Source organism: Flavobacterium pisciphilum, assembly GCF_020905345.1.
Classification (GTDB): domain Bacteria; phylum Bacteroidota; class Bacteroidia; order Flavobacteriales; family Flavobacteriaceae; genus Flavobacterium; species Flavobacterium pisciphilum.
Map to the genome: position 1 here is coordinate 2,624,213 of NZ_JAJJMO010000001.1, position 10,882 is coordinate 2,635,094.

Consider the following 10,882-nt stretch of genomic DNA (forward strand, 5'->3'; position numbering starts at 1 on the left):
ACAACCGAACAAAAAAACATATCATGCGAAAAAAACAAGCCAATATATTAGTTGTCGATGATCAGGAAGAAATTCTTTTTTCGGTAAAAATGATTCTAAAAAAACATTTTGAATCTATTTTCACTGCAAATGACCCAAAAAAAATCATCTCACTTTTATCTGAAAATCCGATTGATGTCGTTTTATTAGACATGAATTATCGTATTGGCTTTGAAGATGGACGCGAAGGAATTCATTGGCTCAAAGAAATTCAATTATTATCACCCCAAACGGTTGTTATTTTGATGACTGCTTTTGGAAAAATAGAAACTGCTGTAGAAGGCATAAAAATAGGTGCTTTTGATTATGTTCTAAAACCTTGGAATAACGAGAAACTATTAGTTACAATTGACAATGCTGTTAATGAAAGTCGAAAAAAATCAAAAAAAACAATCCTAAAGTCTGAAGAGAAAAAATATTTCACTGGATCTTCTGATAAGATAAAACGCGCATATACAATTGCTGACAAAGTAGCCAAAACGGATGCCAATGTGCTTATTTTAGGAGAAAACGGAACTGGTAAATTTGTTTTCGCACAACACATCCATCAAAATTCGCAACGAAAAGACAAGCCTTTTGTTCATGTTGATTTAGGCTCTTTAAGCAATAATTTATTCGAAAGTGAACTGTTCGGTTATGCCAAAGGTGCATTTACAGATGCCCAGACTGATACTCCTGGTCGATTTGAAGCTGCAAGTGAAGGAACTATTTTTCTAGACGAAATTGGGAATATCCCTTTACACTTACAATCAAAACTACTACATATTTTACAAACTAAATCGGTAACCCGCTTAGGCGAAAGTAAAACCAGACCTTTAAACGTGCGTATTATAGCCGCTACTAATAGCGACATAAAAGCTGAAGTAATAAACAAAACATTCCGTGAAGATTTATTGTATCGCATCAATACTATGGAAATTACTTTACCTCCTTTGCGTGAACGAAAAGACGATATTGTACCAATGGCTGAGTATCTTCTTAATGAGATTGGAGAAAAATACAATCAGACCGATATCGTTTTTGATAATAATGTCGCCACATATCTAGAAAAATATCCATGGAAAGGAAACATCCGTGAGATGGAAAATAAGATTGAAAGGGCCTTAATTTTATCTGAAAATAATATCATTACTGTAAATGATTTAGATATTCTCGACTTTGAAGACATTCTAATGGATGACGAAAATCCATTATCAGAAATAGAGAAAAATGCTATTGAAAAATCTTTATTTAAAAACAACAGAAACATTAGTAAAACTGCCGAAGAATTAGGGCTGTCTAGAGCTTCTCTCTACCGTAGAATTGAAAAATATGGTTTAAAAAATATTGAATAATGAAAAACTGGAAATTCTACAACCTCTTATTTTTACGGGTTTTTATTGTTATAATCATCCTTTTTATCGCTCTATATCTAGCACAAAAAGAACTGTACTACAATAGTGTATTGACTGCTGTTGTAGTTATTATTGCATTGATAGAAATGTATTCTTTCATCAAAATAAAAACTAGCTTTTACGACAAAACTATTCTTTCAATTCTTCAGAATGATTACTCAACTAATTTTCCTGAAGAAGAAAAAAAAGGCAGTTTTAAGAATCTTGCTCTTTTATACACTACTCTAAAAGAAAAGCAACAAGAACAAATTTCTAAAGAATTGATTTATCGCTCTATTTTAAATAATATAGACACCGCTACTTTAATTCTAGAAAAAGATGGTAACGATTGGAATATATTCTTAATGAATGATTATTTCTCTTCCTTATTTAATGTCCCTAAAGTGAGTCATTGGAATTATCTTAAAAATTACCTTCCATCGCTTTGTGAAGAAATTGAAAACTCACATTTTAGTGAGCTAAAAACGGCTATCAGTGTCAAGATTGAACAACAGGATTTGCAAACCTTCACTCTACAAACTTCACTTACAAAGTCATTAAACAAAGAATACTTTATTATTCTACTAGACAGTATCCAGCGTGTTATTGACAAAAAAGAAAAAGAAGCTTGGATTACTTTAATGAAAGTCATATCACATGAATTAATGAATTCCCTAACACCAATTCGCTCACTTTCACAAAATTTACTTCAAATAATAGATCAGGAAAAACTCGAAGAAGATGATTTTGAAGATATCAAAAATAGTATATCTACTATTATAAACCGTAGCGATCATTTACAAGTTTTTGTAGAAAACTACCGAAAACTAACTATGTTGCCTACCCCTAATAAAAAACCAACATCGATTAATGCTCTTTTTAATGATTGCCTAAAAATCATGTCGCCAATTTTAAAAGAACAAGGAATTGAATTAATAAACAGCATTAACAGCTCTCGTTCTATTTTCATAGATAAGAGTCAAATGGAACAAGTAATTATCAACTTGATTACCAACAGTATTTTTGCTTTAAAGGATAAACATGAAAAGAAGATATTCTTATCAGCATTGAACGAAAACAATCGTTTTTTCATTACAATCTCTGATACCGGAAAAGGAATTGATCCTGAAATAAGAAATAAAATATTCCTTCCTTTTTTTACAACCCGAAAAGAAGGTGCAGGAATTGGTCTTACTCTTTCAAAGAATATTATTGAAGCTCATGGGGGCTATTTAAGCTACCAAACCGATGACAATAAAACTAATTTTGTGATTTGCTTGATTTAGTTTGCAGTCGCAGGATTTAGTCTCGGTTTGCAGTCACAGTTATCAGTCGCAGTATGGAAGTTGGAATAAAAAACAGTCGCAGTTTGCAGTCACAGTATAAGACTTTAAAATTATTAGCAAAGTACTTTTTAACTGGAAACTAGAAACTGAAGACTAAAACAGACTATATCTCTATTTCCGGTTGCCAAAAATGTTTTTCGAAATCTACTATCTGATTGTCTTTTACTTCGATACCTTCATTTTCGAGTAATTGCTGCATCAGGTTTGTTCCATCAAAGTGATGTTTACCACTAAGCAATCCCTTTCTGTTTACGACACGATGCGCGGGAACATCATCCATATTATGACAAGCATTCATTGCCCAACCCACCATTCTTGCGGAACGTGCAGTTCCCAATGCTTTTGCAATAGCTCCATACGAAGTAACTTTTCCGTACGGAATTTGCCTTGCAATCACATAAACCCTTTCGAAAAAATTCTCCTCTGCCATGGCTTTATTTTTAAGTAAAAACTAAGCGAAATAATACCGTATGATATTGAAAAGTGTAATTATCGAAATTACTCCTGTGATACTTCCGATAATAATATTCATGTTTTTAAGTATATAATCTGTTTTCTGCTCTATCTTTTGAAAGAAAGCAATATAACAGTAAAAAACCGTAAACGACCCCAAAACTGCCCCTGTTACAAAAACTGATATAAAATGGTTCTCAAACAAAAATAGTTTATACGATGCTAGTGTAACACTAACAAAAACGTAATACGGGATTGGAAAAAAATTAAGTGCTGAAAGCAACATCCCTAAAAAGAAACGGCTTTTCTTGCTATTATTTTTAATCTTGTTTTTCTTCTTCTTTGGTTCTTTTGCAATCCAAAGAAAGTAAATTGTTAAGATTGCAAAAATTACAAAACCTATTTCACGTAATAAGATTACAACATCTGGTCGCTGATCGATAATCCTTGCCGATAAAATCGCCAAATATACTTGACAGAAAATAATAAGTACTGCCCCAGCAACGAACCACAATGCATTTTTTTTCCCTTCTTTTAAATTCACTTTGGCTGCCGTCATATTTATTAATCCTGGTGGAATAATACCAATAAAAGCCGTAATAAAACCTAAAATTAAAGGGATAATAAATGTCATGCGCTACGTATCATGTATTAAAAAATGGGCATTGGGAATTAAAAAAAGAGCTACGCTTTAATTTTGAAACGAATATACGTAATTGCCTTATTAATTTCTAAGTATTGCTTCTCATAAAATGTTTGAAAAGCAGTTACCTCTTCTGGGCTTCCCTCATTTACGTATACATTATGATTTGCATATAAAACCTCATGACCTTCTCCATGTAACAACCCTAGGGTATAACCATGCATAAATTCACTATCCGTTTTTAAATTTACAACACCATCTTTTTTAAGGATTTTTTTATACAACTGCAAGAATTCCGAATTAGTCATTCGGTGCTTAGTACGTTTGTATTTTATTTGTGGATCTGGAAAAGTAATCCAGATTTCATCTACTTCATTTTCGGCAAAAATATGGTTTATCAATTCGATTTGAGTACGAATAAAAGCAACATTGTGTAAACCTGTTTCAACAGCAGTTTTAGCACCACGCCAGAAACGAGCTCCTTTTATATCGATTCCAACAAAGTTCTTGTTTGGATATCTCTCCGCTAATCCTACTGAATACTCTCCTTTTCCACAACCTAATTCAAGTACCAACGGATTATCATTCTTAAAGAAGTCTTTATTCCATTTCCCTTTAAGCGGAAATAAATCGCCTACAACTTCTTCTCTCGTTGGTTGAAAAACGTTATCAAATGTTTCGTTTTCCTTGAATCTCTTTAGTTTATTTTTACTTCCCACTTTTTTACAAATATTTCGGCAAAATTAAGGAATATAAACGAATGAATCGCATTGGATTTCAAAAATGAAAAAAACCTCATCTAACGGCTTTTTTCTACAAAAGTATTTGATGTGGTTTTCTTTGTAAAAGGCTATAATTAAATGGCACTTTTTATTTTGGGCTCTAATGTTTCATCATGTTGAGATAAATCCAATCCGATGTGTTCTGACTCCTCTGATACTCGCATTGGAATAATTAGATTTGTCAATTTAAATAGCAGGTAGGCTCCAAAGAAAGTAAATATAGAAACCAGAACCAATGCCATCATATGATGTGCAAAAACCATCCATCCGCCATGAAGCAAACTTGCTTTTTCGCCATGTGCAAAGATTGCAGTAAGAATCATTCCCATGATCCCTCCCACACCGTGACAAGCAAATACATCAAGTGTATCATCAATTTTCTTTAAGAAAGTAGCATTTACTACCATATTTGAAACCAATGCCGCACTAAATCCAAAAAACATACTTTCTGGTACTGATATAAATCCTGCTGCTGGAGTAATCGAAACCAACCCTACAACTGCTCCTATACATGCCCCTAAAGCAGATACTTTACGTCCGTTGATTCTATCAAAAAACACCCAAGTTAACATTGCTGCTGCAGATGCAGTTGTTGTTGTAGCAAAGGCCATTGCTGCCACTCCATTTGCGGCTAAAGCTGAACCTGCATTAAAACCAAACCACCCAAACCATAACATTCCTGTTCCCAATAACACAAAAGGAATATTGGTAGGTATATGTCGGCTATTTTTTCTTTTTCCTAAAACCAAAACTCCGGCTAGTGCTGCAAAACCAGCACTCATATGCACTACTGTTCCACCTGCAAAATCTTTAACTCCAAAATAGGTTCCCAAGATTCCTGTAGGATACCAAACGGCATGACATAAAGGAGCATAAATAAATATGGTGAACAAACATATAAAAAGTAAGTATGAGATAAAACGAACTCTTTCAGCAAATGAACCTGTAATAATTGCTGGTGCTATCACTGCAAACTTCATTTGAAACAAAGCAAACAACATAAACGGAATCGTATTTGCCAATTGCTTATGAGGCAAAACTCCCACATAATCCATAAAGGCAAATGTTGTTGGATTTCCTACGAAGCTATAAAAATTTCCCCCTGAATGAATTCCTATTGGTTCACCAAAAGCAAGACTAAAACCTACTACTACCCACAAAAGTGTCACTACTCCTAAGCAAATAAAACTTTGAAGCATGGTAGAGATTACATTCTTTTTCCCAACCATTCCTCCATAAAAAAAGGAAAGACCAGGTGTCATAATCAAAACTAAGCAGCATGAAGTAAGCATCCAAGCCACATCGGCAGGAACAATATGATCTGTAGTTCCAAATTCTGAAAAAACATAATCTGTTCCGCTAACCGTTGGCCAAAACGCACCTGTTATACATACAATACTTATAATAATAAAAGAGATAATCCAGCGCTTTTCTATTTTCATTTTTAAAATACTTTACTTCAACCCTATTTTTATAGGGGTCAAAGTTATAAAAAAACAAATATTTTGCTTTTTAAGTATTAAAAAAATAGCACTTGCTACTAAATTATAATCAATATTACAATTTTAAAAGCCTTTTATTGAGAGTATACCATTTTGAGGTTCTAATTAAGATATCAAATTATCAATACTATTATAACAAAATTCGAACCTCAGCTTTCAAAAGTCTAAAAACGAATCCTTTACTTACTTTTTCTTAAGTTTCGTAATTATAGAATCCTCTATCGGTGTTTTTATTTTGACAACTTCATCCACATTATCATTTGGAATAGTCATAGACAAGACATAATGCTTTACTTTCCATTCTTTTCCTTCTTTTACCATAACTCCCGATCCGCGGCAAACTTTCATTTGCGTATCAAGCAATTCATCAAACCAAGCTGTTTTTCCAGTTTTATCAAAAAAGACATGACGCTCTAATGCTGTGAAGTTCCAAGCTTTTCCTCTATCAAAGAAAGGCTTCGCCCAAACTTTAAAATCGGCTTTGTTCCAATTTTCTGTTGCATCTGTTCCAATAAAAATAGCATCATTAGCCATCAAAGCAAAATAAGGCTCAAAACTAGCATCGGCAGCTGCTTTATGCCAAGCATCAAGGGTTTTGTTGATTTTATCAGTATCAGAAGTTTGTGCTTTCGCAAAAGAGGTAATGAATACCAGTAATACAATTATTTTTTTCATAGTATAAGATTATTTGTTTTTAAAGTTAAGAAAATTGGAATATAAATAGTAAAAGGTTTTCAGTTTTCAGTCGCAGAGCTTGAAACAAAGTAAACAGTAGCTGCTATCAGTTTTCAGTCGCAGTAGAAATCATTCTAATCCTTATAATCTGTGGCAAAAAAAATTAACCGCAAAGCTCGCAATGTTTATTTTAACCTGAAACCTGAAACAAAAATGAGCAATCGCAGTTTTAAGTCACAATAGGAAAACTTGAAACCTTAAACTTGAAACAAAACTAAACACTAACACTTTTTAACAAATACAAATTAAAAAAACGAGTATATTTGAGAACTTTAAAATAATTACACATGAATTCGAAAATCTTTATAAGCTCGTTAATCATTTCCTCAATCCTTTTAGTTTCTTGTAAAAAAGAATTAGAACCTCAAGAAAGCACTCCTGCATCTGAATTGGTAAAACTAGGATTAGCACAAGACACGACAAAAGTAAATTCAGCAGTTCAAACACCAGCGCCAGTAGCTAATCCAAACACTGTAATGGGTGCTACTGGAGGAATTAATCCTGCTCATGGACAACCTGGTCACCGTTGTGATATTGCAGTTGGAGCCCCATTAAATTCTGCTGCTCCAGCACAAACAACACAGCAAACCACAACCACAACTCAAACTGCTCCTACAACAACTGTAGTAACAAATACAGCAACTACTCAAGCAACAACTACTACTGTCAAAGGAATGAATCCTCCTCATGGACAAAAAGGACATCGTTGTGATATTGCAGTAGGCGCACCATTAAACTCTGCTGCTCCAAAAACAACTACTCAGCAAACACAATCTCAGTCAGGAACCGTTAGCCAACAAATGGCTCTTCCTCTTCCTGCACCAAATACTGATGCAACTGCTCCAGGAATGAATCCTCCACACGGACAAGAAGGACACCGTTGCGATATTGCCGTAGGTGCTGCATTACCAAAGTCATAAACCAACTTATCATAAAATAAAAACCCGAATACATTTACTATGTATTCGGGTTTTCCATTTTTATTCTAAAAAGATATTTCTTATTCGATTTCAAAAATTGCTTGAATTTCAACTGCCGAATTTACTGGTAACGAAGCTGCACCAATTGTTGCTCTTGCATGTTTTCCTTTTTCTCCAAAAACTAATGCTGTTAAATTAGAAGCCGAATTCATAATACCTGCATGCCCTGTATATTCAGGAGTTGTATTAAAATAACCAGTTAGCTGAACACATTGCTTCACTTTGTTCAAATCACCTCCACAAGCTACTTTCAATACCGCAATAACATTTAGCATAGTTTGATACGTTGCTTCTTTAGCTTGTTCATCTGTAACAGTCGCACCTATTCTTCCTGGATTTAATATCTTACCATCTTTCAATGCTACTTGATTGATGTATACTTTATTATTTGAAATTGTATATGGTACATAATTCCCAACTGGCATAGGAGCTTCTGGAATCACAATATTATTGTCTTTTAATACTTTATTGACATCAAAACCTACTTTAGTTTCTGCAGGAGTAACTTTTAGCATTTTAGCACTTTCAGTATTTTTTAATCCTGAAGCAACTCTCGCCAAAGCTTTACCTTGCTCTTTTGCCAAATTCAATTCGCTAGCAGAAGGTCTTGTTCCTGTAGATCCGGCTAATGAAGTTGCACCAAAAGGAGTATTTCCTTGTGGAACTGTTTTATCCAAAGTAGCTGTTCCCATAATTCCTGTAGGTACAATTACCATTCCGTGTGATGCTAGAATGTTCCAAAAAGACAAAATCGCTGCTTCTTTTCCTGCTCCTGATCCAGCCGACATAAAAACTGTTGCTGGTTTTCCTTCTAAAACTCTTGAAGTCCAAATTGGAATACTTTTACTAAAAAAGTAACTCATATCGGCACTGATGTTTGCAAAATGAACTGGGCTACCAAAAGCTACTCCATCGTAATTAGCCAATTCTTCGATAGTTGCAACTGGCAATTTCTCTACCTCAGCATTTAGTTTTTCCTTTGGATTAATCGAAGGAACTCTTTTTATTGTTGCTTTTGTATTTGGATACTCCTGAATTCCCTCTGCCATGGCTTTTGCCATTTTATATGTTCCTCCACTTTGAGAATGGATAAGAACCAAAACATTAGTCTCTGGTGTTTTAACTTGCGCATTTGCACCAAAACCTATAAAAATTACGGTTAATAATGCGAGTAATTGCTTTTTCATGAATTTATTTTAAATGATTTATTATTTGATATCCCATTAAGTCGCTTATCTTTTCATAAAAAGCAAGTCTCTTTTTGAGGCTTCAAAATTACTTTTTACATTAACGAAAAGCGTTATTATTATCTTAATAGATTGATAAAATTTCAAAACACGACCTCTAGGAAATAATTTTACTGAACTGCTCTAAAACAGCTCATTTTACTTGCTTCAAAAAAATATAATCCAATCGCACTATAAAGTAAACCAATATTTCTTTAACTTACATAAAAACAAATCCCCTCATTTTATGAAAAAAGCAATTATTTATGGAGCAAGCGGATTGGTTGGCTCTTATATTCTTGAGTATTTGTTGAACCACTCTAACTACGATCAAATAACAATTGTAGTCCGAAAAGATCTAAACATTCAACATCCAAAATTAAAAACTTTAATTGGTGATTTCCATTCTTTGGATCATTTAGTAAAAGACATACAGACTGACGAAATCTATATCGCTCTTGGAAGTACTCAAAAGAAAACACCTGACAAAAAAATCTATTACCAAATTGATCATGACTATCCTGTATTGGCAGCAAAACTGGCTAACGAAAATGGAGCTAAAGCTGTTTTTTTAGTTTCCTCAATTGGAGCAAACCCAAACTCAACTGTTTTTTATGTCAAAACAAAAGGAGAAACAGAACAAGATATTCTTAATCTGAATTTTGACCATACCTATATCTTCCGCCCTTCAATCATTTTAGGGAATAGAAAAGAGAGTCGACCTCTTGAAAAAGTTTCCAAAATAATAGTAAAGATTATCAATCCGCTATTTATGGGTGAATTAAGCAAGTACAAAGGCATTGAAGCGAGCGATATTGCCAAAGCAATGATTAATACTGCTAATCGTCTCCATGACAAAGTCAAAATACTTCACTGGAAAGACATGACCGCTTTATTAAAATAAAAAAAGGCATTATCTAAATTTGAGATAATGCCTTTTTTAAATTATTATATATGAATTAATACTCCTTCATTTTTTCAAAAGTTGTAGTAAGTGATTTTTTGATTTTACCCAAAGCTCCTTGAAAAGCTTTTTCAAGTGTATCGGCGTGATCTGTAACAGTAATAGGCTGCAATTTTACAGGACGAACTTCAATCACACATTTCTTATCGTTTAAACTAAACTTATCTCCATTTTCATCTCCAAAATGTACTTCGATACGTGTTACCTTATCTTCAAAACGTGCCAACGATTTATTTAATTCGCCAGAGAAATAAGCTTCTAATCTTTCGTGTCCTTCTATGTTTTTGTCGGTGTTGATTTGAATTTTCATCTTACTATATATTTAATGTTTGTTTCTCAAAGCTATCAAAATTTGAACAAAAAAACGAAAGAGTTAATAAAACATTATGAAAATAAATGGAGTTTTTTTTCGTGCAATCTTGTCATTTCGACAAAGGAGAAATCACACAAAAAACGCCACAACAATAGAACCACTAAGTTGTAGAAAACATGAAAATGAAAAACTCCTTATCTTAAGTGTAATGAAAGAATGCAAAACCCCGCAACTCGAAAAAACAACCCCCGAAAGCGTTTTCTATTGGTTGAATGAACTAACAGAAATTTTAAATCCTTATTTGGAAACTGAATAATTAATCTATAAAATGACAGCTTTGTTTTTTTTTAAAGATAAAGTCTGATTTACCGAGAACTGTTTTGTTATTTTTTTTCTGTAACGATAGCCTAGAATCCTTAATGCTTTTGCCAAAGACACTTTGACTTTTGTTGCAGTGTTTTTTAATGATACGTATGTTTTGGAGCATTGTTCTTGATTATGGATATCCATACAAATTATATTTAAA

The 10,882-nt window shown here is 33.3% G+C and carries 12 protein-coding genes; 4 read left to right on the forward strand and 8 right to left on the reverse strand.

Going from position 1 to position 10,882, the window contains the following annotated elements:
• Nucleotides 1-23 precede the first annotated feature (23 nt).
• Complete coding sequence (locus LNQ49_RS11025) at nucleotides 24-1,373, forward strand: sigma-54-dependent transcriptional regulator (protein WP_229988864.1); 1,350 nt, start codon at nucleotides 24-26, stop codon at nucleotides 1,371-1,373.
• The gene (locus LNQ49_RS11030) at nucleotides 1,373-2,698 is read left to right on the forward strand and encodes a sensor histidine kinase (protein WP_229988865.1); all 1,326 of its coding nucleotides are present in this window, start codon (nucleotides 1,373-1,375) and stop codon (nucleotides 2,696-2,698) included. Before LNQ49_RS11025 ends, LNQ49_RS11030 begins: the two co-directional genes overlap by 1 nt.
• A 163-nt stretch (nucleotides 2,699-2,861) precedes the next feature.
• Here the strand turns inward: LNQ49_RS11030 and LNQ49_RS11035 are convergent, their stop codons facing one another.
• From LNQ49_RS11035 to LNQ49_RS11055, 5 genes are all read right to left on the reverse strand, one after another.
• Nucleotides 2,862-3,188, reverse strand: a complete 327-nt coding sequence (locus LNQ49_RS11035; RefSeq protein WP_229988866.1) for an MGMT family protein — start codon at nucleotides 3,186-3,188, stop codon at nucleotides 2,862-2,864.
• A gap of 21 nt (nucleotides 3,189-3,209) precedes the next feature.
• The gene (locus tag LNQ49_RS11040; RefSeq protein ID WP_229988867.1) at nucleotides 3,210-3,845 is read right to left on the reverse strand and encodes a LysE family transporter; all 636 of its coding nucleotides are present in this window, start codon (nucleotides 3,843-3,845) and stop codon (nucleotides 3,210-3,212) included.
• A gap of 50 nt (nucleotides 3,846-3,895) precedes the next feature.
• Complete coding sequence (gene trmB, locus LNQ49_RS11045) at nucleotides 3,896-4,573, reverse strand: tRNA (guanosine(46)-N7)-methyltransferase TrmB (protein ID WP_229988868.1); 678 nt, start codon at nucleotides 4,571-4,573, stop codon at nucleotides 3,896-3,898.
• A 137-nt stretch (nucleotides 4,574-4,710) separates the two neighbouring features.
• A complete protein-coding gene (locus LNQ49_RS11050; protein WP_229988869.1) occupies nucleotides 4,711-6,078 on the reverse strand; it encodes an ammonium transporter in 1,368 nt (455 codons plus the stop codon).
• 243 nt (nucleotides 6,079-6,321) lie between these two features.
• Nucleotides 6,322-6,813, reverse strand: coding sequence for a nuclear transport factor 2 family protein (locus LNQ49_RS11055; protein ID WP_229988870.1), 492 nt, complete (start codon nucleotides 6,811-6,813; stop codon nucleotides 6,322-6,324).
• A gap of 347 nt (nucleotides 6,814-7,160) precedes the next feature.
• On the opposite strand from LNQ49_RS11055, the gene LNQ49_RS11060 reads away from it, so the two are divergent.
• Entirely contained in the window at nucleotides 7,161-7,793 is a 633-nt protein-coding gene (locus LNQ49_RS11060; protein WP_229988871.1) for a hypothetical protein, read from the forward strand.
• A gap of 80 nt (nucleotides 7,794-7,873) precedes the next feature.
• On the opposite strand, the gene wrbA is transcribed toward LNQ49_RS11060, so the two are convergent.
• Nucleotides 7,874-9,040 carry an NAD(P)H:quinone oxidoreductase gene (gene wrbA / locus LNQ49_RS11065; RefSeq protein ID WP_229988872.1) on the reverse strand — a complete coding sequence of 389 codons (1,167 nt, stop codon included), beginning with the start codon at nucleotides 9,038-9,040 and terminating at the stop codon, nucleotides 7,874-7,876.
• A gap of 286 nt (nucleotides 9,041-9,326) precedes the next feature.
• Here wrbA and LNQ49_RS11070 point away from each other — a divergent pair, with 286 nt between their 5' ends.
• Nucleotides 9,327-9,983 carry an NAD(P)H-binding protein gene (locus LNQ49_RS11070; RefSeq protein ID WP_229988873.1) on the forward strand — a complete coding sequence of 219 codons (657 nt, stop codon included), beginning with the start codon at nucleotides 9,327-9,329 and terminating at the stop codon, nucleotides 9,981-9,983.
• A 55-nt stretch (nucleotides 9,984-10,038) separates the two neighbouring features.
• On the opposite strand, the gene LNQ49_RS11075 is transcribed toward LNQ49_RS11070, so the two are convergent.
• Entirely contained in the window at nucleotides 10,039-10,353 is a 315-nt protein-coding gene (locus tag LNQ49_RS11075; RefSeq protein WP_229988874.1) for an HPF/RaiA family ribosome-associated protein, read from the reverse strand.
• 324 nt (nucleotides 10,354-10,677) lie between these two features.
• Nucleotides 10,678-10,866, reverse strand: a complete 189-nt coding sequence (locus LNQ49_RS23360; protein ID WP_428978338.1) for a PDDEXK family nuclease — start codon at nucleotides 10,864-10,866, stop codon at nucleotides 10,678-10,680.
• Nucleotides 10,867-10,882: the final 16 nt, after the last annotated feature.

Excerpts from the sequence above, each read along its gene's own strand:
- LNQ49_RS11025 (WP_229988864.1), top strand. The coding sequence starts at position 24 with ATGCGAAAAAAACAAGCCAATATATTAGTTGTCGATGATCAGGAAGAA.
- LNQ49_RS11030 (WP_229988865.1), top strand. The coding sequence starts at position 1,373 with ATGAAAAACTGGAAATTCTACAACCTCTTATTTTTACGGGTTTTTATT.
- LNQ49_RS11035 (WP_229988866.1), bottom strand. The coding sequence starts at position 3,188 with ATGGCAGAGGAGAATTTTTTCGAAAGGGTTTATGTGATTGCAAGGCAA.
- LNQ49_RS11040 (WP_229988867.1), bottom strand. The coding sequence starts at position 3,845 with ATGACATTTATTATCCCTTTAATTTTAGGTTTTATTACGGCTTTTATT.
- LNQ49_RS11050 (WP_229988869.1), bottom strand. The coding sequence starts at position 6,078 with ATGAAAATAGAAAAGCGCTGGATTATCTCTTTTATTATTATAAGTATT.
- LNQ49_RS11055 (WP_229988870.1), bottom strand. The coding sequence starts at position 6,813 with ATGAAAAAAATAATTGTATTACTGGTATTCATTACCTCTTTTGCGAAA.
- LNQ49_RS11060 (WP_229988871.1), top strand. The coding sequence starts at position 7,161 with ATGAATTCGAAAATCTTTATAAGCTCGTTAATCATTTCCTCAATCCTT.
- wrbA (WP_229988872.1), bottom strand. The coding sequence starts at position 9,040 with ATGAAAAAGCAATTACTCGCATTATTAACCGTAATTTTTATAGGTTTT.
- LNQ49_RS11070 (WP_229988873.1), top strand. The coding sequence starts at position 9,327 with ATGAAAAAAGCAATTATTTATGGAGCAAGCGGATTGGTTGGCTCTTAT.
- LNQ49_RS11075 (WP_229988874.1), bottom strand. The coding sequence starts at position 10,353 with ATGAAAATTCAAATCAACACCGACAAAAACATAGAAGGACACGAAAGA.
- LNQ49_RS23360 (WP_428978338.1), bottom strand. The coding sequence starts at position 10,866 with ATGGATATCCATAATCAAGAACAATGCTCCAAAACATACGTATCATTA.